We start from the raw sequence: 18,814 nt of genomic DNA, 5'->3' as shown, positions 1-18,814 counted from the left end.
GTTGAAGTAGTAACAGAACTCGCCGGTCTCGCACACGCCGTTGCGGGTGGCCGCCGAGGCGGGCGAGGCGGTGGCGAGCACCGCCCCGCCGAGCACCGTCGCGGCGGCAGCCGTGGTAAGGATCTTGTCGAGCATTCCCATGGTGTTCTCCTTCGTGTCTGTGCGGCCTGGGTTTCGGGTGGTCAGCGGCGCTGGTACTCCTCCCAGGTGCGGATGGTCACCTTCGGGCCGTCGTCGGGGCCACGGCCGGCGAGCCCGTTCAGACCGAGGTAGTAGTCACCGATCTGATGCTGGGCCTGGCTGGAGAGGTCGGTGTCGTTGATGGCGGCGGCATGGATGTGCCACGGCCAGTCGTCTTGATCGGGGCTGCGCAGCCATGCCGCGAAGCCGACACGTCGCAACGCACGGACGACGGCGATGCGGGTGGCGGAGCTCATCCCCTCGACCGAGATGTCGACGACGCCCCCGCCGTCGTGGGTGCCCGCGGACGTGGGGTCGCCGCCGCGGTTGTACGACCCCTGCAACAGCACGAGGTCACGGCCGAGCAGCCGCTTCGCCTCGGCCAGCATGCTCCGCGTGCGGGTGTTGACGACCACGCCGCCCGCGGACACCCGAGCACCCGGCTCGATCACGTGGGTGACCGTGAAACGGCCGGCTCCGAGCCTGGTGAGCGACGCCTTGCCCGGAAGGCCGTTGGCGGCGAGACCGGTGAAGCCGAGCGACCTCTGGAACTTCGCGAAGGCGACGACCGTCGTGGTGCCGAAGTAACCGTCCACCCACTTCGCGTCGAGCAGGTGCCGGTCGCGCAGCGCCCGCTCGACGAGGAGCACGCCGGCCTCGGCGCCCGGGGTCAGCGTGTCGTCAGACCGTCGCGGGTCGATCTGGGCCGCCTTGACAGTGGCTTCCATGTTCACGCTCGGCAGGGCACTGGCATCGGCTGCCTGCGCCGCCGACATCCCGGGCGCTCCGGTCAAGCAAGCGATCAGGACGGCCGCCATGGGGGCGGCGGCGCGTGGAGGCAGCTTCATCGTTTCTCCTGGTGTCGAACGCCGGCAGGTGATTCCTGCGGCGGATCCACGCTTTCGGATCGCCGACGCCGTCCACAACGAGATCGTGTTGTCAGCCTGTCCGGCAGGCTTTCCGTACAGGCGTACGCGCCGCCTGACAGGTGATCCGATGGCGAGCGAGACGTGCGCGCCTGACGTAGGGCGATGACGCAACTCGAGGTTTTATCCCGGGCGGATCGAACCTTCCGACAGCTCACCGAAGTCGGTAACGGTCGAGAGGAGTCGCCTTGGATCGCAATGACAGCTTCCGCGAGTTCGTCGCCGGCCATCAGCAGGCGCTGATGCGCACCGCGTACCTGCTCACGGGAGAAGCCCACCAGGCCGAGGACCTGCTGCAGAGCGTCCTGCTCAAAGTGCTCCGACGCTGGTCCAGGCTCTCACGCGTCGAGCATCCCGAGGCGTACGCGCGTAAGGCGCTGGTCAACCAGCACATCTCCTGGCGGCGGCGCCGCGTCAGGAGCGAGCTCCCGACCGCCGAACTGCCCGACCGGTCGTACTCCAGCGAGGACTCCACCGTCTTACGGCTCGTCATGCGCCGGGCTCTTATGCGGCTGCCGCCCCGGCAGCGGGCGGTGATCGTGCTGCGCTACTACGAGGACCGGACCGAACGCGAGACCGCCGCGCTGATGAACTGCTCGATCGGCACGGTGAAGAGCCAGGCCCATTACGCGCTGGCCCGCTTACGCGAACTGGCGCCCGAACTCGCGCCGAAGCTCGCCGAAATCGAAGCCGAGGAGGCCTACCGATGACCTGGCTGCGGAATGTGCTCGTCGACCTGGCCGATGACGCTCCTCAGGTGGACCTGGCCGAGCGCACGATCGCGGCGCATCACCACAGGCGGCGTACCGTGATCTCGTACCTCGCGGCGGTCATGGTCGTGGTCATCTCTCTTGGTGTGACGGCCGCCGTCCGGCTGCTGCCGGACGGGCCGCAGGAGGCCGCTTCCGTAGGCGATCTGCCGGCGCGTGGGGTGGGGCCGTTGAGTTACGCGTACAAGACCTTCTGCAAGCTCGGCAGCGGGAAGGCACCCGCGGGCTGCCGGGACGGAGGATGGCGGGTGGTCACCCGGAGCGGCAAGACCTATTACGTGCCGGAGGCTCTGCCCAGCATCGCCCTGCGCGACAGCCCACTGGCGATCAGCCGGGATGGCCGGAAGATCGCTTACTACAGTGCCGAGGAAGGCACCTTCCAGGTCCGCGACCTGGCCTCGGGCCAGAAGACGACGGCTGCGACGAAAGTGCCCAAGACACAACTGGGCAGCATCTCGCGTCTGATGCTGTCGGACGATGGGCGGTTCGTGGCCTTCAGCAAGGTCCCGGATTTCAAGGATCCTGCGTTGCTCATCGACATGCGTGATGGGAACGTCCGCACGTTGCCGAACCGATGGGTCCCCATCGGTCTGTCACAGGACGGCGCCACCATCACTCTCGCGGATTACTCCCCCAGATCGCGGCTGCGGACGATCTCGCACCTGTGGCCGAGTTCCTCAAAGGGCGAGACCACGTCGGTCGATCTGCCGCTGAACTACCACTTCAGCCCGCTCGCCCCCGATGGGAAGACCGTCGCAGTGATCGAGAACCGCAGCACCGCCGAAAAGCCGTGCCGTCACGGCGACCTCGCCCTCATGGACACGCGCACGGGTGAGAAGCGGAAGACGACGGTCATCAGCGGCCTGCCCTCTGATGTCTCCCAGATCTCGCTGCGCACCTGGCTCAGCGCTAAGGAGGTCACGGCTCTTACCGTGTCCGTGCGGTGCAGGCCGGCGTCCGAGGTTCCGGACGACGAGCCCGCGGTGATCGGCCCGCCGTACCAGACCATGACCGCCTACGCGGTGAACGTCAGGACCGGTAAGGCCAGGAAGCTCGCCACGTATAGAGCGCATGACTTCTTCGACATCGTCCTGCCCGGGCCTCCCGGGGCGCTGTGACCTCAGGTCTCAGTCTCACAGGGCCCCGTAAGAGCGCTTGCCTTCCGTCTTGAGCATCGGCTACACGCCGCGCCCTAGGCAGTCCTTCGAGCGCCTTTTCGACTGAGCGACAGCCCAGTTCGCTGGCTTAGCGAACTGTCCGGGCCCAAAGGGGTGACAAAAGGGTGATCACGCATCAGCGGCGCAATATGCGATCTTCGCACCGGCGAGTGGCTCCGCGTCAGCAAAGGCGTTGACAGGCGACCGAATCGATTGGATAGGCACAAAGGCCCGTTACCAGGATTTCCCTGATCACGGACCTTGTTCGATATGCGCGGCCGAGAGGACTCGAACCCCTAACCTTCTGATCCGTAGTGGACGTCCGAGGCCGGGTACGCCATGGCCCTGACCTTGGGAAGGTGTCACACCACAGCCCGAACTGGGAAGGCTCAATCCGTCCTTGTCAAGCCGGCGATTTACATTCAGACTCTCACATGCGTATCCAGAGAAGGGATCAGCCGTGCGGATAGCTGCTTTTGTCCGGGCAAAAAAGCTGGCACAGGCGTCAACGGCCTTAGTTGTCACCACCGCTCTGATGGGGATCCCCGCCGGTTCCGCCGGCGCAACCGAAGCCGACTGCGACTCCATCGCGTTCGACAGTTTCCAGAACGTCGGTTCAGCCACGGTCTACGCCTACGGAAGGACCGTACACCTACTGAATGGTTATTCTTCCCAGCACAGCTACGCCCGTATCTATGACGGGTACCAGCCCGGCGATCTGGTCTGGGTAGACCGCAGCATCAATCCGATGCCGTCCAGCGTCCCCACCTATTTCAGCGACAACTCCTATGTCACCTCCCGTGGCGGCTGGAAGCAGTGCGGCCCATTCAACGACAGGACGACCCTGCAGGTCACCAACTGGGACACGGCCACTCAGGAGCACTTCGCGGTGCGGGCGTGTTTCCGTCCCAGGGACGGTCAACCGAGCGTCTGCGGAAGCTGGTACGTCGATCGGATCTATGGGTACTAGAGCTCCCGGCGCGGATCCGTCGCAGGGACCCAGCCGCTGACGCCGAATGGAAACCACCGTCGAGCATGCGGCAACCGCAGCCCGGCTCGATGTGGGGAAGTCTCACCGGAGCGGGTAGCCGAGTCGGTCCGCAACAACGTGGAGACTCTCCACTGGACCTGTGAGAAGTGTCCCGTGGGTCATGACGAGATCGCCATGCGTCGGATCAGTGAAGTCCTCCGCCCTTCCCCGGGGAAGGCATCGGGAAGGATCACTCAAGACAACGGACACTGCCGACTGATCCAGAACGTGGAAAAGCCCAGGTCATCGGCTGATGATCTGGGCTTCCGTGTTGCGCGGCCGAGAGGACTCGAACCCCTAACCTTTTGATCCGTAGCAAGGTCAGACCTGTCCACAGACGTCTACCGCTGTCACGAACGCCTGCTCAAAAAGGCTGTCCGGTTACCCGCATTCCACAGACGTCCACGGTCGTCCTGGGCTGTAGTTAGCAACAGCGTTAGCAAGATCTGCCGCCCACATCAGCCAGCATGGTCGCCCCTGGGGTGCCGGACAGGCACCCGTGCGCCGATGTGAACTGAACAGCGTGGCCCCCGTGGAGGTGCCGCGAGTGGTGGCCCTCTCACGGGTGGCCTGTCAGGAGAGGCCGGCGAAGAACGCCCGGATGTCTCCGGCGAGCAGGTCGGGCGCCTCCATGGCTGCGAAGTGGCCACCGCGCTCGAACTCCGACCAGTGCACAATGTTGTGGGCCTTGTCGGCGAACACCCGGATGGCGTAGTCGGTGACGAAGACGGCGACCCCGGTGGGGACGGTGCCGCGCGGCTTGGGCGCCCACATGGTGTGGTCGTGGAAGCGCTCGTAGTACGAGTTGGCCGTCGAGCGCGCCGTCTCCGTCAGCCAGTACAGCATCACGTTGGTCAGCAGTCGGTCCCGGCCGACGGCGTCCTCGGGAAGCTTGGCCGCCGGGTCGCTCCACTCCTGGAACTTCTCCACGATCCACGCCAGTTGCCCGACGGGGGAGTCGGTCAGCGCGTAGGCGAGCGTGTCCGGACGGCTGCCCTGCACCTGCATGTACGCGGCCCCCTCGTCTTGGAACCGCTTCATGGCCGCCAGACGTGCCTGCTCGGCCTCAGTGAGGCCCGCCATGTCGTCCGGGTCGCCCGTGGGGAAGGCGAACATCGCGTTGAGGTGCACCCCGATCACCCTCTCGGGCTCGGCCCGCCCCACCAGCGGCGCGATCAGAGCGCCGACGTCGCCGCCCTGCACGCCGTAGCGCTCGTACCCCAGTCGGTCCATGAGTTGCGCGAACGCGGCCGCCGCGCGCCCGTCGGTCCAGCCGGCCTCGGTGAGCGGGCTGGAGAACGCGAACCCGGGCAGCGAGGGGACGACCAGGTGGAACCGGTCGGCGAGCAGCTCGATGACATCGGTGAACTCCACCACCGACCCCGGCCAGCCGTGCAGCAGCAGAAGCGGCGTGGCGTCCGGGGCTGCGGAGCGGACGTGCAGGAAGTGGATCACGGCGCCGTCGATCACCGTGGTGTACTGCGGGTGCTTGTTCAGCGCGGCCTCGTTCGCGCGCCAGTCGTAACCGTCGGCCCAGTAGCCCAGGAGGTCCTTGAGGTAGGCCGCGGGCACGCCACGGCTCCAGTCCTCGGCGGGCGAGGTGTCCGGCCAGCGCGTCTGCGCAAGCCGCCGCCGAAGGTCGTCCATCTTCTCCTGCGGAACGTCTATCTTGAACGGGCGGATGTTGGACATGGTTCTCAGTCCTTTTCTTACTGGTGCTTCGGTGGTGAAGGCGACAATGCGCCACCCGCCAGACGTCGGCGCGAAGGTCCGTGCGACCGCAGGAGAACAGGGCTTGGCCGATCGGCGCGCGAACGGCCGTGGGTATCGGACCCATAGTGTTGAGCTCGCCGCTCGTCCTGCACGAATAGCTTGTGGCCTTTCAAGGGCAGGTCCGGTCCTCGAACTGAGGGCCGTGCCCGGGGGCGCCTGGTGGATGGCGGAGCCATAGTGATCGTTTTCCGACTTATCGTGACTTGTCCTGGATCTCCCAAACGTGATCGAGGACATGCCAGGCGAACCGGCGGCCGGCGTAGGCCGGCGGCCATCCACCTGGGGTGAGTGGGGCGCCGTCGGCGTGGGAACCGAGGATGCCGATCACCGCTTCGCGGTGGGCAGCCACGGCGTCGCGGTCGCGGGGGGTGAACGGCTTGTGGCGGATGCCGATCTTGCGGGCGTACGCGCGCTCAGTGTCGATGACGTGGGAGACGATCTCGTCGCGGTCACGTCCTCCGCCGCGGGGCCCTTTAAGGAGGACCGGTGGGGCGGATCGGGCCAGGTCGTCAAGAACGATCCAGGCGGCGCGCAGGATCGCGGCCGTCCGGGCGGCGGCCTGGGCGGTGTAGGGCTGCGCGTCATCGGCGACGGTGACGGCGGGGGCGCCCCAGTCGGTGGTGTTGATGCCTGTGACCCGGTCGACGACTTCCGGGGTACCGGGGGCGAAGGACAAGCCCGCCTGTTCGGCGATGAGCCTGTAGCGGTGGGCGTAGGCGGTCAGCGTCCTCACCGCGTTGTCCTCGGTGGTGCCGATCCGCGCCCAGCCGGGCCAGTCCAGCGAACAGGCGACGATCTTCTTGGCGCCCCTCTCCACGTAGATGCGAGTCATGGGGCTGTCTCCTTGGTTCCAGGTCGGTCGGTACGGTGAGGGGCGGTCAGAATGCAGCGGCGTGGTCGATCACCCATTGGCGGTAGCTCCGCGCGGGGTGGCCGGTGACGTCCTCGACATCGGTGGTGGTCGGTGCGGTACGGCCGACGGAGGCGGACCAGACTTTGAAGATGCCGTCGAGGACGGGAGCCGGGACATGTGCGCCCATGGCCTGCCGCACCGACTCGGGGGGAAGATCGGCGAAGCGGATCGGCCGGCCGAGCACCTCGCCGATGATCTGGGCCTGCTCCGCATGGGTCAGTGACTCGGGGCCGGACAGCTCGTAGACGCGGCCGGCATGCCCGTCCTGGGTCAGCGCCGCGACTGCGACGGCGGCGATGTCGATCTCGTGCACCGGTGCGGCCGCCGCCTCGGCGTAGGCACCGCGCACCACGTCGCCGGATTTGGTCTGCCCGGTCCACATCAGGGTGTTGGCGGCGAAGACATCCGGGCGCAGGAAGGTCCACTCCAGGTCGGAGGCACGCAGGGCCTGCTCGATCTCGGCGTGATACGAAGCGATCGGTCCGTCCTGGACCTCCGCGTCGTCATCGACCGCTCCGGACGACAGCAGCACCACCTTGCGCACTCCGGCCTGCCGTGCCGCGGTGACGAAACCCGGTCCGCTGCCAGGGACGGCGAACAGGAACACCGCATCGACGCCGTCCAGGGCCGGGCCCAGCGACGCGGCGTCGGCCAGGTCGCCGGCCACGACGTCGACTTCTGCCGGCCACATCGCGCGCTGCGGGTCGCGGGTGAGGGCTCGGACAGCGTGGCCGGTCTCGACCAGCAGGTCCAGCACGTGACGGCCGACGTTCCCGGTGGCACCGGTGATGAGAATCATGACGTTCTCCCGTGGATTGCGTGGTTCGACCGTGCCCGTTCGGGCTGGCAAGAGAGACACTAGGGACCGTTGAGGACAGATATGGTCCTCAAGGAAGATCGCCTCTGGAGGAGTTTTCGCGCATGCTGGAGACGTCGGCACGCTTGCTGCGGCTGTTGTCCCTGATGCAGTCGCGGCCCGACTGGCCGGGGCCGGAACTGGCCGATCGGCTGGGCGTGACCACACGCACGGTCCGACGTGACATCGATCGGCTCCGCGACCTGGGCTACCCGGTGGAGTCCGGGACCGGCACGGCCGGTGGTTACCGTCTGGGTGTCGGCGCCGCCCTGCCGCCGCTGCTGCTGGACGACGAGGAGGCCGTCGCCGTAGCCGTGGGGCTGCGCGTGGCCGCCGTGGGATCGGTCTCGGGAATGGAGGAGACGTCGTTGCGCGCGCTGGCCAAACTCGAACAGGTCCTGCCCTCACGGCTGCGCCACAGGGTGGCGGCGACGCAGTCCGCGATCGTGCCGCTGACCGGCTCCGGACCAGCAGTGGACGCGAACCTGCTAGCGGCCCTGGCCGCGGCCTGCCGCGCCCACGAGGGAATCCGCTTCGGCTATCAGAAACGCACCCGCCGCGCCGAGCCGTACAGCCTGGTCCACACCGGCCGCCGCTGGTACCTGTTGGCCTTCGACCTGGACCGCGACGATTGGCGCACCTTCCGCGTCGACCGCATCGACGCCCCACCACAGCCCGGCCCGCGTTTCACTCCACGGCCGGCACCGGCGGAAGACCTCCGTGCTTTCATGTCTGACGCGTTGTCCTCAGCGCCGTACCGATTCCAGGCGAAGATCCTTTTCCACGCTCCGATCGAAGTGGTCGCCGAACAGACCTCACCCACTGCCGGAAGGCTAGAGAAGCTCGACGAGCAGTCATGCCTGTTCTATGCCGGCGCCGGCTCACTGGATCAAATCGCCGTGTATATCGCGCTCAAAGGCATCGACTTCCAGATCCTGGACCCGCCCGAACTCCGAGCCCATGTTCGAGCGCTGGCAGCACGACTGACCCACGCCGGCGAAGAGCCGCGTGATTGACCGACCAGCGGAGTATGAGGCGCTGGCGGTGGATGACCGGCTCTCACCACGCGACCGGACGCGAACCAGGCTGTGGGTCGGGACCGCCCTGAGCAAGAACGACTATGCCGCCCGCCATCCGCGAGCGAAGACCTTGTAAGCAGCCGCGTTAGCAAGATCGCGAGATTGTCCGGACAAAGCAGAAGGCCCGTCACCAGATTTTCCCTGGTCACGGGCCTTTTAGAATGTGCGCGGCCGAGAGGACTCGAACCCCTAACCTTCTGATCCGTAGTCAGATGCTCTATCCATTGAGCTACGGCCGCTTTGCTGCCTGTTCACCTGTGGTGCCCTGCAACGGGTGTAACTCTACCAGACCCGTCACCCCTGCTTGCGCCAATAAGTCGCTCCGCCCCCGGTCAAGCCGTCACGCCGTCACGCCGACTCCGTACGCGCCGAGCGCCCCGGCGGGCGGACGGACCGAGGGGCGCGCGGGGTCAGTCCTGGGGAACGAAGAGCGTGAGCGTGTCGGCGATGCAGGCCGGCCTGTCGACTCCCTCGACCTCGATCGTGACGCGGAGGTTCGCGAGGGTGCCCGAGGGAGTGCCCTTGACGTCGACGATCTCCGCCCCCGCCCGTACGCGGGACCCGACGGGCACCGGCCGGGGGAAGCGCACCCTGTTCAGCCCGTAGTTGATGGCCATGCGCAGGCCGTCCACGCGATACAGCTCGCCGAGCAGCGACGGCAGCAGCGAGAGCGTGAGGTATCCGTGGGCGATGGTGCCGCCGAACGGGCTGTCCTTCGCCCGGTCCTGGTCCACGTGGATCCACTGGTGGTCGTCCGTCGCGCCGGCGAAGGCGTTCACCCGCTCCTGACTGATCTCTCGCCAGTCGCTGTACCCGAGATGCTCACCCTTGGCCGCCTTGAGTTCGGCGAGGTTCGTGAAGATCCGCATGACCGCACCCTATTCACGCGGACCCGGGACCGGCAGGAATCGGGGGACTCGGAGCGCGTTGCCCTCCACACTGGTCCCATCGGGGGAACGAGGAGCGCTGCCACTTCCGGCAACATAGACATCACTCTCAGTGACGAACGGCTCATCGCCCAGGGGGTATCAGCACAAGGCGGGGTGCACGCCGGAACACACCCCGACGTGGAGGAGACGTGGACGAGCAACCCGGCCCACCCGGCAAGCGATATCGGCTCCGCGGACTCATCGCGGTCGTGGTCGTGGGTCTCGTCTGCTGGGCGCTCATCATCATGCTGCTGGTCAAGCTGTTCGGGTGAGCCCGCGGGAGGGGACGTGCCGGCCGGAGACCAGCCCCGGCCGGCACCGGTCGTCACTCACCGCTCTGGATGCTCTCGACCAGGTTGAGATGCTCCTGGACCACCGGCTTGGCGTTCCTGGCCAGGTTCTTCACCTCCAGGGAAGAACCGCTCGAGACCTCCTTGTCCAGGGAGTCCAGGGTCTTGCGGTGATCCTTGACCTGCGCGTCGATCCACGCGCGGTCGAACGCGGTGCCGCCCTTGGCCGCGAACTGCCGCAGTTCGGCCTGCTGCTCCTCGCTCGGCCGGCTCGGCAGGTCCACGCCCAGCTTCTCGGCCACCCGCTTGAGCTGGTCGTCGAGGGAGGTGTGGTCCTCCACGAACTTCCTGCCGGCGTCCTTGACCGACTGCTTGCCCGCCTGCCGCTCGGCGATCTGCCCGCCCTGGATCTCCGCGAGGTTGTCCTGGTGCGCGCCGACCAGGAATGCCTTGTCCTGATCGCTGACATCCGGCGGCGCCGCGTAACCTGCGGTGACCCCTGACAGCGCCGCGGCCACGGCCGCCACCAGGACGATGAGCCATCTCAGCATCAGATCCCCCGATCCTTCACCGGACGGCCGAGCACCGGCTGATCAAGGCCTCGACCATCCGGGCATGACGCTTCACATGCCTCATACCCACCGGCCGCGCCTCTCGTACGGCTCAATCCGTCACGGGCCGATAGCCCCTCACGTAGTCGACCACGAACTCCTTGGGGTACGGTCCCACCCGCTCGGGCCCCTCGGCGCCGGGAAACTCGTAGATCCCGAGCATGAGCTGCATCGGATAGTCCGGGGACTGCCGGATGGTCTTGACGTGCCGGCCGTCCACGAGGAACGTCACCCGATCCGGGGTCCACTCGGCCGCGTACACGTGGAACTCGCGGGCGTCGAGGGGGAGGACCTCGGCGGCGAACTCGTCGGTGATCGTGGGATCGCCGAACGGGTGGACGCCCATGCCGACCGCGGTCGCGTCCGGCCGCACGTCACGCCCGAAGATCTCGCAGACGCAAATCTCCGCGGACCGCTCGGGCGCGTCCTCGAAGCCGATCATCCACAGTGCGACCATGGCGCGCGGATCGTCGGTGGCCCGGGCACGCATCTCGATCAGGCCGAAGTGCGGGGTGTAGAGCCGCGCCTCGTCCTGCGCCTCGCGGACGACGGCCCGGCCGCCCCGCCCGTGCTGGCCCACGGCGCTGCCCACCGGGCCGGAGAACACGCCCGTCTGCAGCGAGGACACGCGCAGCCGGCCCTCCATCTCCGGCGACCACGGCGGCTGGTCCTCCTCGATCAGCAGGCGCAGGCAGCCGTCTTCTACGCGATATCGGGCCGCCGACGCGGCGCGTGTGGTCCATTGGGGCAGGTAACGCGGGATCCAGCGGCTCTCGTCGAGCTTGTCTCCGTCGAAGGTGTCCTCGAACTCCAGCACATAACCGGCCTTCGTCACCGGGTCCGGCGCGTACGTACTGTTCTCGGCTTCGCTCATGCGTCAATCCTGGATCGATCTGTAGAGGAACGAAGCACACCCCGGGGCATACGGAAAAAGACGACGGGAGTTCACCAATCTCTACCTTGGTTCGTCCCGGTTTCGAGGTGATGCTGGCGAATGTCTGTCCCCTCGCCCCCACAAGGAGGTCTCGTGCAGACTCCGCGACGCTTCCGGCCGTCCTGGCCGGGACGGCTCACCGTCGTGATCGCCGCCATCGTGTCCCTCACCGGAGTGACCGGCACCGTCCCCGCCCACGCCTCGGTCTACAGCTCCTGCACAATCTCCCGCTGCGCCGACGCCCGCTCGGCGAACGCGATCTGGGCCGGGAAGGGCTATCCCACCAGCAGCGGCTGGTACTCCTGGCCGGACGGCAAGTACAACTACACCGGCGGGCGGTTCTACAACCGGGAGGGCCAGCTCCCCAGCGGGGCGACCTACTACGAGTACGACGTGTACTCCCGGGCGTACGGCGCCTCGCGTGACGCGTACCGGATCGTCGTCAACCGCAGCACCGGCGTGACCTGGTTCTCGCCCAACCACTACACCGACTTCTACAGGCTCTAGGACCTCTCATGGCCTCCGCCGCGCGTCCGCTGCCCCCGTGGCTCACGGTGACCACCGATCCGGCCCCGGCGGTCGTCGACGGGCGGGCCTGCCGGACCCGTGCCGCCTTCTTCGACGAGGTGGCACGGGCCCTGCGCCTCCCGGCGTACTTCGGCCGCAACTGGGACGCCCTCACCGACTCCCTGCGCGACATCGGGCCGGTTCGCCTGGCCGTGGAGCACGCCGAGGAGTTGCTCGACGCCGAGCCTCCCGGGCAGTTCGCCACCCTGCTCGCCGTCCTCGCCGGCGCCGCCGAGGACGGGCTGACCCTGACCCTCCACACGGATCCCGCCCACGAGCCCCGGCTCCGCCGCCGGCTGATCGACGCCCTGCCCTGATCGCCCGTACGATCCCACCGCGGGTTCGTCATACGGAAGGTGGGACGAGGAGTGCCTCGGCGCCGATCGGGACATAGCCCGCGGGGAGGAAGCCCGTACGCTCGCGGCGTTGCCGGAGGCGATCCGCGCCCAGAGCGGGTGCGGGGTGAGCTCGTGAGCGCGGCCCTCCCGGGCAGGTCCAGACGCGCGACGCGCTCGAAACGGTCTCGTCAGCCGGCGGCACGCCGCCCGGCCGGTGCCGTCACCAGGGCACGGGGCCGAAGCGGTCGATGAACCGGCCCGTTCCGCCGTCCGCTCCCTCGGTCGCGAGCGTCACGATCGCGTCGGTCCCCTCCGTCACGGTCTGGGTGCCGCTGTGCCCGTTGAGGTCGGTCGCGGTGTAGCCGGGGTCGGCGGCGTTGACCCGGATGCCGGGCAGCGCCTTCGCGTACTGGGTCGTGAGCATCGTCACCGCGGCCTTCGAGGACGTGTACAGCGGCCCCACGACCTTCGACTCCACACGGTCAGGGTCGTGGGTCAGCGCGAAGGACCCCGTACCGCTGCTGACATTGACGATCGCCGGGTCCTCGGACTTGCGGAGAAGGGGCAGGAAGGCGCTGGTCACGCGGATGACGCCCACGACGTTCGTCTGGTAGACCTCGAGGGCGTGGTCCGCGGTCAGCTGGTCGGCGGGCACGTGTGGGCCGAGGATCCCGGCATTGTTGATCAGGACGTCGACGCGGCCCTCGTGCGCGGCGACGTCGGCCGCCGCGGCGGCGACGGACGCGTCGTCGCTGACGTCGATCCGCACGAAGCGTACGCCGAGCTTGTCGGCCGCCGCCTGGCCGCGTTCGGGGTCCCGGGCGCCGAGGACGACGGTGTGGCCGAGGTCGATGAGGCGGCGGGCGGTCTCGAACCCGAGGCCCTTGTTGGCCCCGGTGATGAAGGTGATGGTCATGTGTCGAGCGTCCGCCTTCCGGGCGCGGGCAGCCAGGGAGAGCTCGCCGGTAGGACAGGCAGTACCACCCTGGCGTCTCGCCCCCGGCGCAGAATGAGCACATGACGACAGACGAGACGAGCCTCGGCGCGACGATCCGCGCCTGGCGCGACCGGCTCTCCCCCGCGGCTGTCGGTCTGCCCGCCGGCCGCGTACGCCGTGCCGCCGGGCTGCGCCGCGAGGAACTGGCCGACCTCGCCGGCGTCTCGGTGGACTACGTCGTACGGCTGGAGCAGGGCCGGGCGACCACGCCGTCGGCGCAGGTCGCCGCCGCGCTGGCGCGGGCGCTGCAGCTCGGTCGGGCCGAGCGCGACCACCTCTACCGGCTCGCCGGGCTGCAGCCGCCCCCGGACGGCGTGATCAGCGATCACATCCCGCCCGGGATGCAGCGGGTGCTCACCCGGCTGGGCGACGCGCCGGTCGCCGTGTTCGCCGCCGACTGGCGGCTGGTGTGGTGGAACCGCAGTTGGGCGGCGCTCCTCGGCGATCCTTCCGTGCTCGCGCCTGAGGAGCGGAATCTGGTGCGCTCGCGGTTTCCCGTTCCGTCCGATCGGGGTCGCCTCGCGGCATGGCCCGTCGTCTCGGAGAACGCGGAGGCGACCGACCGGGCCATCGTCGCCGACCTGCGCCGCGCCTCCGGTCGTTACCCACACGACGCGCGCCTCAGCGCGCTGATCCGCCGGACGCTGGACGGCAACCCGCGATTCGCCCGGTTGTGGCACTCCGGCGCCGTCGGCAGTCACGCGGAGGAGCGCAAGACGATCCGGCACCCGGCGATCGGGGACATCACCGTCGACTGCGACGTGCTGTCCGACGCGGACACCGATCTGAAGATCGTCATCTACACGGCCGTCCCCGGCAGCGAGGACGAGACCAAGCTCGACCTCACCCGCGTCGCCGGTGTCACGGCCGCGCGCTTGTGAGTTCAGCCCTCGCAGCGTACGAGCTCGGGACGGAACGCGATGATGAGGCCGAGCGTGGTGTAGCCCACCAGCAGGTGGGCCGCGCCGACGACGTCCGACACGGACGTGCCGAAGATCGCCATGCTCGGGAGGGTCACGACCACCCAGCTTTCGGCGACGAGCGGCCAGAAGCGGGCCGCCCCGCGCCACCGTCCGCTGACGGCGACCTTGACGCCGATCACGAACATGCCCAGCATCGACAGCGGCCAGAACGCGTCGAGGATCCCCATCCAGACGCTGTCACGCTCGGCCGGCAGGAAGGCGTGGGCGACGCTCCACGCCATGGCCAGGGCCAGCAGCACCCGCTCGACCTGCAGCATCGCGCGCGCCACGCGGCTCACGCCGGTCGCGCGGGTGCGGACCATGATCGCAAGGAGGGACCAGGCGCCGAGCTGGAACGCCAGCCCGCCCATGTCCGTGATCTTGAGTCCCGTCTCGGTCGCGGGGTTGAAGCCGTAGAGGAAGCTGACGGCCGACCAGGTCAGCGCTCCGATGGAAAGGCCCAGGGCCAGCCGGCGTACGGTCGTCTCGGCGAGCGGCGCGGACGTGGACGGGGAGGCGCCGGCGGTGCGGGCGCCGCCCTGGGCGTGGACGGACGAGGTCTCGGTCATGGTGGTTCCTTGGCTGAGAGGCGTGGGGGCGGCGGTCGCCCCGGCGACGAGGACGATCCTCATGAACCGCCGACCCAGACGGTCAGGGCGTCGTGTCCCGATTCCCGGCCTCTCTCGCGTCCCAGGCCAGGTGGGACCCCCGTCCTAGGGACATCCGACACCTGCTGAGGCACACTTTCCTGGTGCAGATTGTGACGGTTCGTCGGCCTTCGCGCCTGAGCCTCGGGACTGTGCTCCTCGCGATCGCCGTGACCGCCACACCAGTGGCGGCGCTGCTCGATCTGCGGGTGCCGCAGGCCCACCGCGCCGTGCTCGAACTGCAGCCGGGCGGGGTCGACGCGTTGGCGGGTGTCGCACTGGCCGCGGCCGGCATGGTGGTGCTCCGCCGTTGTCCGCGCCATCCCCTCGGCCGCCTGATGTCGGCCTTCGGCGCCTGGTGGGCACTGGACGGGGTGGCCTCGTCGTGGCTCGCCTACGCCACCATGCACGATCCCGCGCTTCCGGGCGCGTCCGCGGCCTTCGTCGTCTACCTGCGGCTCGGCGCGGGCCTGGTGCTGCTGCTCCCCCTGGTGCTGCTGCTGTTCCCGCACGGAAAGCTGCCCTCCGGGTGGTGGCGGGTCGCCTCGCTGCTCAGCCTCGCGCTGACGAGCCTGCTCCCGCTGGCCCTGCTCGCGGCGCCGTCCGCCATCGCCCAGGCGACCGCGGAATCCACCCCACTGCCCGCGCCACTGCGAAGGCTGAACCTGGAGGCGTTCTACCTCCCGCTGCCTGACGCCGTCTGGACCGGTGTGCTGCTGGTGGCACAGCTGTGCCTGCCGCTGAGCCTGGTCACACCGTTCGTCGTGGTGGTGCGGCGCTACCTTACGGTCACCGGCGCCGACCGCGCCCGGATGCGCTGGCTGCTGTGGGCGGCCGTGGTCGACCTCATGGTCATGCTGACGTTCCGGCTGCTGCCCGACTGGTTCGGCGCCGTCGGCCTGACCGCCGCCGTGGTCCTCACCGCCGCGTCGGTCGCGATCGGGATCGTGCGGCCGGATCTCGTCGACGTCGACCGGCTGCTCGGCGGGACGCTGGTGTACGGCCTCCTGCTCGCCCTGACGTTCGTCCTCGACCTGCTGGTCCTGGGCGGCGCCGGCCGGCTGCTCGGGCCACGTCTGAACGAGGGGGAGCGGCTGGTCATCGCCGTCTTCGCGGTCGCGATCCTTTACGCGCAGCTCCGGCACCGGTTGTGGCGTCTGGTGCGACGCTGGGTCGTCGGCGATCGAGACGACCCCTACCACGTGATGTCCGGGCTCGCCGAGCGGCTGGAGCGGACCGACGACTCGGGGGCGCAGCTCGTCACGCTGGCCAAGACGGTGGCCCGGGCCTTCCGCACGCCCTACGTGGGCGTGGAGATCACCCAGGTCAGCGGCGAGGTGCTGCTCGTGGAGGACGGCGAGCGTCCCGACGAGACGCAGGCGCTCCCCATCACCTATCGGGGGGAGATAATCGGGCGGCTGCTGCTGCCGCGCCGGGCCGCCCGCCGCAGGCTCACCGCCAACGACGAACGGCTGCTGGCCGACCTGATCCGCCAGGCCGCCGCGGCGGCCCGTGCCGTACGGCTCGCGGAGGAGCTGCAGCGCAGCCGCGAGGGCATCGTGTCGGCCGTGGAGGACGAGCGCCGCCGCCTGCGTCGCGAGCTGCACGACGGCCTCGGGCCTGCCCTGGCGGCGGTCGCGTCCCGGATCGACACCGCCAGGATCACCGCGCGCCGGTCGAACGAGGACGCCGACCGCATCCTCGGCCTGGCTCGTCAGGAGCTCACCGGGATGCTCGCCGAGGTGAGGCGGCTGGTGCACGGCCTGCGTCCGCCCGCGCTCGACGACGTCGGCCTGGTCGGGGCGATCCGCCAGCAGGCGGAGCGGCTGCGCGCCCCCGGGCTGACCGTACGGGTCGAGGAGCGGGGTGACCTCGCCGGCCTGCCGGCCGCCGTGGAGGTCGCCGCCTACCGGATCGCGTCGGAGGCGATCACCAACGTGGTCCGGCACGCGCGGGCCGGAGAGTGCGTGGTGTCGCTCACCCGCGACGTCGAAGGCGGGCACCTCGACGTGGTGGTCGCCGACGACGGCGTCGGCCTCGCCGCCGAGGCGGTGGCCGGCGTGGGACTGGTGTCGTTGCGCGAACGGGCCGCGGAACTCGGCGGGTCGTGCACCGTGACCTCCGGGGAGCCGGCCGGTACGCGGGTGTGGGCGCGGCTGCCCGTCACGCCGTCCGGGCAGGCGCCCGTGCTCACGGCTACAGGAAAGGCAGGAGATGACCGATAAGCGGCCGGTGAGGGTCCTCGTGGTGGACGACCACCCGGTGTTCCGCGAGGGCTTCGCGGCGCTGCTGGGCAGCATCGACGAGGTCGAGGTCGCCGGGACGGCCTCGACCGGCGTCGAGGCGCTGCAGCAGGCCGCCGAGCGAGCGCCCGACGTCGTGGTCATGGACGTGCAGATGCCCGACATGGACGGCATCGAGGCCACCCGTCGCATCCTCGAGAAGCACCCGGAGATCGGCGTCGTGGTGCTCACGATGTCCGAGGAGGACGGCACCATATTCGACGCGCTCCGCGCCGGCGCCCGCGGCTATCTGCTCAAGGGTGCCGAGCCGGACGAGGTCGTCCGCGCGATCACCACGGTGGCCGGCGGCGGCGTCGTGTTCGGCGCGGTCCTGGCCTCGCGCATCGCCGACTTCCTGGCCCCGAGGCCGCAGAGCGGCGGCGGCTCGCCGTTCCCGGCCCTGACCGCCCGGGAACACGAGGTGCTCGATCTGGTGGCCGCCGGCCTGTCGAACAGCCAGATCGCCGCGCGGCTGTTCCTGTCCCAGAAGACCGTACGCAACCACGTGCACGCGGTGCTCACCAAGCTCCAGGCCGCCGACCGGGCGGAGGCGATCATCCGCGCCCGCGACGCCGGCCTCGGCCGCTGATCACTGCGGCACGCCGGAGGGCATTTCGCCTGCCCACCGTCTGGTCACTCGGGAGCCGCTGACGCGGCGCGCACTCCGAAAGGGTTGTCGATGACGTATCGCCAGCGGCCGTCCTGCCCGCGCCGGGCGACATCGGTGGCGGTGCCCTCGATGCGCACCGGCCGCCCGTCGCGGCCGGTGCCGTCGATGACCCAGTCCACGATCAGCAACGCGATGTCGCCCGTGCTGTAGACATGCCGCGGCCGAACGGTGATCGGCAGCCCGAGGCCCACGAACCGGCCGTTGGCGGCATGGGCCTGGGTCCCGGTCAGCGGAGAGCCGGGCTCGGGTACGAACACGGCACCGGTCTCATAGACCTCCGCCACCGCCTCGTAATCGCCGCTGTTGAACCGCTCGGCGAACACCATGGGCACGTCCTCGGGACGTTCGGCAAGCCTGCGCATCGTCAACGCGTGTCCTTCAGGTAGAGATCACTCTGACCGCCGCAACGCTAGGAGGCGCCCTCGTGACTCACCAAACGGTTGGTCACCCCGCCCGGCCGGGCCTGCCCGACGACCCTCGCGCGTACGTCGCCGAGCCCACCCCGTCCTGCCCGGTGGAGATCGCTCTCGCGGCTCTGCGTGGCCGCTGGACGACCTTGCTGATCCGTGAGCTTCTGGGCGGCGAGCGCACCTTCACCGAGCTTCGTCAGGCGCTGCCCGTGCTGTCGGACAAGGTGCTGTCCGATCGGCTGGCGCACCTCGGCGAAGCAGGAGTCCTCACTCGCCATCGCCGGCCCGGCTGGCCGCCCCGCACGTACTATCGGCTCACGCCGCAGGGGCACCGTCTCGGCCCCGTCCTCCAGGCGCTCTGGGACTGGGGCGCCGCCGCCGACCGGTCCGAAGACGACCCCCTGTAGGCCGGCCAGCAGCGAAATGACCTACGCGCCCACCAGACGCACGTGGCGAGCAGCACCCGCAGCCCGGGGGGGCTACCGCGCGCCCG

22 protein-coding genes and 1 tRNA gene are annotated in these 18,814 nt (G+C 69.3%); 12 read left to right on the top strand and 11 right to left on the bottom strand.

What is annotated here, in order from left to right:
- Positions 1–182 precede the first annotated feature (182 nt).
- Positions 183–908 (bottom strand): peptidoglycan-binding protein, encoded by a 726-nt coding sequence (locus ABZ860_RS01040; RefSeq protein WP_357213234.1) that lies wholly within the window; start codon positions 906–908, stop codon positions 183–185.
- Between ABZ860_RS01040 and ABZ860_RS01035 the strand changes: the two genes are divergently transcribed.
- The 4 genes from ABZ860_RS01035 to ABZ860_RS01020 all read left to right on the top strand — a co-directional run bounded on the left by ABZ860_RS01035 (position 907) and on the right by ABZ860_RS01020 (position 4,003).
- Positions 907–1,215: a hypothetical protein gene (locus ABZ860_RS01035; RefSeq protein WP_357213232.1), complete on the top strand. Its 309-nt coding sequence runs from the start codon at positions 907–909 to the stop codon at positions 1,213–1,215. The two genes, ABZ860_RS01040 and ABZ860_RS01035, sit on opposite strands and share 2 nt — an antisense overlap.
- A 79-nt stretch (positions 1,216–1,294) precedes the next feature.
- Positions 1,295–1,816 (top strand): SigE family RNA polymerase sigma factor, encoded by a 522-nt coding sequence (locus ABZ860_RS01030; protein WP_357213229.1) that lies wholly within the window; start codon positions 1,295–1,297, stop codon positions 1,814–1,816.
- Positions 1,813–2,994: a hypothetical protein gene (locus ABZ860_RS01025; protein WP_357213225.1), complete on the top strand. Its 1,182-nt coding sequence runs from the start codon at positions 1,813–1,815 to the stop codon at positions 2,992–2,994. Before ABZ860_RS01030 ends, ABZ860_RS01025 begins: the two co-directional genes overlap by 4 nt.
- 499 nt (positions 2,995–3,493) lie before the next feature.
- Positions 3,494–4,003 (top strand): hypothetical protein, encoded by a 510-nt coding sequence (locus tag ABZ860_RS01020; RefSeq protein WP_357213222.1) that lies wholly within the window; start codon positions 3,494–3,496, stop codon positions 4,001–4,003.
- Between the two features lie 633 nt (positions 4,004–4,636).
- Here the strand turns inward: ABZ860_RS01020 and ABZ860_RS01015 are convergent.
- The 3 genes from ABZ860_RS01015 to ABZ860_RS01005 form a co-directional block, all read right to left on the bottom strand.
- Positions 4,637–5,755 (bottom strand): epoxide hydrolase family protein, encoded by a 1,119-nt coding sequence (locus tag ABZ860_RS01015; protein WP_357213219.1) that lies wholly within the window; start codon positions 5,753–5,755, stop codon positions 4,637–4,639.
- Positions 5,756–6,029: 274 nt separating this feature from the next.
- Positions 6,030–6,668: a hypothetical protein gene (locus ABZ860_RS01010; protein WP_357213217.1), complete on the bottom strand. Its 639-nt coding sequence runs from the start codon at positions 6,666–6,668 to the stop codon at positions 6,030–6,032.
- 46 nt (positions 6,669–6,714) lie between these two features.
- A complete protein-coding gene (locus tag ABZ860_RS01005) occupies positions 6,715–7,548 on the bottom strand; it encodes an NAD(P)H-binding protein (protein WP_357213214.1) in 834 nt (277 codons plus the stop codon).
- A 122-nt stretch (positions 7,549–7,670) separates the two neighbouring features.
- Between ABZ860_RS01005 and ABZ860_RS01000 the strand changes: the two genes are divergently transcribed.
- Entirely contained in the window at positions 7,671–8,621 is a 951-nt protein-coding gene (locus ABZ860_RS01000) for a WYL domain-containing protein (RefSeq protein ID WP_357213211.1), read from the top strand.
- A gap of 229 nt (positions 8,622–8,850) precedes the next feature.
- Here ABZ860_RS01000 and ABZ860_RS00995 read toward each other — a convergent pair.
- Positions 8,851–8,923, bottom strand: a tRNA-Arg gene (locus ABZ860_RS00995).
- A 171-nt stretch (positions 8,924–9,094) separates the two neighbouring features.
- Positions 9,095–9,553, bottom strand: coding sequence for a MaoC family dehydratase (locus ABZ860_RS00990; RefSeq protein ID WP_357213208.1), 459 nt, complete (start codon positions 9,551–9,553; stop codon positions 9,095–9,097).
- Positions 9,554–9,762: 209 nt separating this feature from the next.
- Between ABZ860_RS00990 and ABZ860_RS00985 the strand changes: the two genes are divergently transcribed.
- Complete coding sequence (locus tag ABZ860_RS00985; protein WP_357213205.1) at positions 9,763–9,885, top strand: hypothetical protein; 123 nt, start codon at positions 9,763–9,765, stop codon at positions 9,883–9,885.
- Between the two features lie 53 nt (positions 9,886–9,938).
- On the opposite strand, the gene ABZ860_RS00980 is transcribed toward ABZ860_RS00985, so the two are convergent.
- Together ABZ860_RS00980 and ABZ860_RS00975 are read right to left on the bottom strand one after the other, a co-directional pair.
- Positions 9,939–10,454: a DUF4142 domain-containing protein gene (locus tag ABZ860_RS00980; RefSeq protein ID WP_357213202.1), complete on the bottom strand. Its 516-nt coding sequence runs from the start codon at positions 10,452–10,454 to the stop codon at positions 9,939–9,941.
- A 112-nt stretch (positions 10,455–10,566) separates the two neighbouring features.
- Positions 10,567–11,388 carry a glycoside hydrolase family 16 protein gene (locus tag ABZ860_RS00975; RefSeq protein ID WP_357213199.1) on the bottom strand — a complete coding sequence of 274 codons (822 nt, stop codon included), beginning with the start codon at positions 11,386–11,388 and terminating at the stop codon, positions 10,567–10,569.
- A gap of 153 nt (positions 11,389–11,541) precedes the next feature.
- Here ABZ860_RS00975 and ABZ860_RS00970 point away from each other — a divergent pair, with 153 nt between their 5' ends.
- Together ABZ860_RS00970 and ABZ860_RS00965 are read left to right on the top strand one after the other, a co-directional pair.
- Positions 11,542–11,955, top strand: coding sequence for a ribonuclease domain-containing protein (locus ABZ860_RS00970; RefSeq protein WP_357213197.1), 414 nt, complete (start codon positions 11,542–11,544; stop codon positions 11,953–11,955).
- A gap of 8 nt (positions 11,956–11,963) precedes the next feature.
- The gene (locus ABZ860_RS00965) at positions 11,964–12,332 is read left to right on the top strand and encodes a barstar family protein (protein ID WP_357213194.1); all 369 of its coding nucleotides are present in this window, start codon (positions 11,964–11,966) and stop codon (positions 12,330–12,332) included.
- A gap of 241 nt (positions 12,333–12,573) precedes the next feature.
- On the opposite strand, the gene ABZ860_RS00960 is transcribed toward ABZ860_RS00965, so the two are convergent.
- On the bottom strand, positions 12,574–13,269 hold the full coding sequence (locus ABZ860_RS00960; protein ID WP_357213191.1) for an SDR family NAD(P)-dependent oxidoreductase: 696 nt from the start codon (positions 13,267–13,269) through the stop codon (positions 12,574–12,576).
- Positions 13,270–13,370: 101 nt separating this feature from the next.
- Between ABZ860_RS00960 and ABZ860_RS00955 the strand changes: the two genes are divergently transcribed.
- Entirely contained in the window at positions 13,371–14,231 is an 861-nt protein-coding gene (locus tag ABZ860_RS00955; protein WP_357213188.1) for a helix-turn-helix transcriptional regulator, read from the top strand.
- Positions 14,232–14,233: 2 nt separating this feature from the next.
- On the opposite strand, the gene ABZ860_RS00950 is transcribed toward ABZ860_RS00955, so the two are convergent.
- Complete coding sequence (locus tag ABZ860_RS00950) at positions 14,234–14,881, bottom strand: hypothetical protein (RefSeq protein ID WP_357213186.1); 648 nt, start codon at positions 14,879–14,881, stop codon at positions 14,234–14,236.
- A 230-nt stretch (positions 14,882–15,111) separates the two neighbouring features.
- On the opposite strand from ABZ860_RS00950, the gene ABZ860_RS00945 reads away from it, so the two are divergent.
- Positions 15,112–17,184: a histidine kinase gene (locus ABZ860_RS00945; RefSeq protein ID WP_357213183.1), complete on the top strand. Its 2,073-nt coding sequence runs from the start codon at positions 15,112–15,114 to the stop codon at positions 17,182–17,184.
- Complete coding sequence (locus tag ABZ860_RS00940; protein WP_357213181.1) at positions 17,174–17,830, top strand: response regulator transcription factor; 657 nt, start codon at positions 17,174–17,176, stop codon at positions 17,828–17,830. The genes ABZ860_RS00945 and ABZ860_RS00940 overlap by 11 nt, the downstream gene beginning before the upstream one ends.
- 44 nt (positions 17,831–17,874) lie before the next feature.
- Here ABZ860_RS00940 and ABZ860_RS00935 read toward each other — a convergent pair whose 3' ends face one another.
- The gene (locus ABZ860_RS00935) at positions 17,875–18,273 is read right to left on the bottom strand and encodes a DUF4440 domain-containing protein (protein WP_357213179.1); all 399 of its coding nucleotides are present in this window, start codon (positions 18,271–18,273) and stop codon (positions 17,875–17,877) included.
- A 62-nt stretch (positions 18,274–18,335) separates the two neighbouring features.
- Between ABZ860_RS00935 and ABZ860_RS00930 the strand changes: the two genes are divergently transcribed.
- The gene (locus ABZ860_RS00930) at positions 18,336–18,728 is read left to right on the top strand and encodes a helix-turn-helix domain-containing protein (RefSeq protein ID WP_357213176.1); all 393 of its coding nucleotides are present in this window, start codon (positions 18,336–18,338) and stop codon (positions 18,726–18,728) included.
- The last annotated feature ends 86 nt before the right edge of the window (positions 18,729–18,814 follow it).

The sequence above is a fragment of the Microbispora sp. NPDC046973 genome (assembly GCF_040644495.1).
Lineage (GTDB): Bacteria > Actinomycetota > Actinomycetes > Streptosporangiales > Streptosporangiaceae > Microbispora.
Note: the sequence above shows the minus strand (reverse complement) of the source record. Positions and strands in the feature narration are given on the sequence as shown.

Excerpts from the sequence above, each read along its gene's own strand:
- ABZ860_RS00975 (WP_357213199.1), bottom strand. The coding sequence starts at position 11,388 with ATGAGCGAAGCCGAGAACAGTACGTACGCGCCGGACCCGGTGACGAAG.
- ABZ860_RS01010 (WP_357213217.1), bottom strand. The coding sequence starts at position 6,668 with ATGACTCGCATCTACGTGGAGAGGGGCGCCAAGAAGATCGTCGCCTGT.
- ABZ860_RS01015 (WP_357213219.1), bottom strand. The coding sequence starts at position 5,755 with ATGTCCAACATCCGCCCGTTCAAGATAGACGTTCCGCAGGAGAAGATG.
- ABZ860_RS01040 (WP_357213234.1), bottom strand. The coding sequence starts at position 908 with ATGGAAGCCACTGTCAAGGCGGCCCAGATCGACCCGCGACGGTCTGAC.
- ABZ860_RS00935 (WP_357213179.1), bottom strand. The coding sequence starts at position 18,273 with ATGCGCAGGCTTGCCGAACGTCCCGAGGACGTGCCCATGGTGTTCGCC.
- ABZ860_RS01035 (WP_357213232.1), top strand. The coding sequence starts at position 907 with ATGTTCACGCTCGGCAGGGCACTGGCATCGGCTGCCTGCGCCGCCGAC.
- ABZ860_RS00965 (WP_357213194.1), top strand. The coding sequence starts at position 11,964 with ATGGCCTCCGCCGCGCGTCCGCTGCCCCCGTGGCTCACGGTGACCACC.
- ABZ860_RS00960 (WP_357213191.1), bottom strand. The coding sequence starts at position 13,269 with ATGACCATCACCTTCATCACCGGGGCCAACAAGGGCCTCGGGTTCGAG.
- ABZ860_RS00940 (WP_357213181.1), top strand. The coding sequence starts at position 17,174 with ATGACCGATAAGCGGCCGGTGAGGGTCCTCGTGGTGGACGACCACCCG.
- ABZ860_RS01025 (WP_357213225.1), top strand. The coding sequence starts at position 1,813 with ATGACCTGGCTGCGGAATGTGCTCGTCGACCTGGCCGATGACGCTCCT.
- ABZ860_RS00990 (WP_357213208.1), bottom strand. The coding sequence starts at position 9,553 with ATGCGGATCTTCACGAACCTCGCCGAACTCAAGGCGGCCAAGGGTGAG.
- ABZ860_RS01005 (WP_357213214.1), bottom strand. The coding sequence starts at position 7,548 with ATGATTCTCATCACCGGTGCCACCGGGAACGTCGGCCGTCACGTGCTG.
- ABZ860_RS00950 (WP_357213186.1), bottom strand. The coding sequence starts at position 14,881 with ATGACCGAGACCTCGTCCGTCCACGCCCAGGGCGGCGCCCGCACCGCC.
- ABZ860_RS01000 (WP_357213211.1), top strand. The coding sequence starts at position 7,671 with ATGCTGGAGACGTCGGCACGCTTGCTGCGGCTGTTGTCCCTGATGCAG.
- ABZ860_RS00980 (WP_357213202.1), bottom strand. The coding sequence starts at position 10,454 with ATGCTGAGATGGCTCATCGTCCTGGTGGCGGCCGTGGCCGCGGCGCTG.
- ABZ860_RS00955 (WP_357213188.1), top strand. The coding sequence starts at position 13,371 with ATGACGACAGACGAGACGAGCCTCGGCGCGACGATCCGCGCCTGGCGC.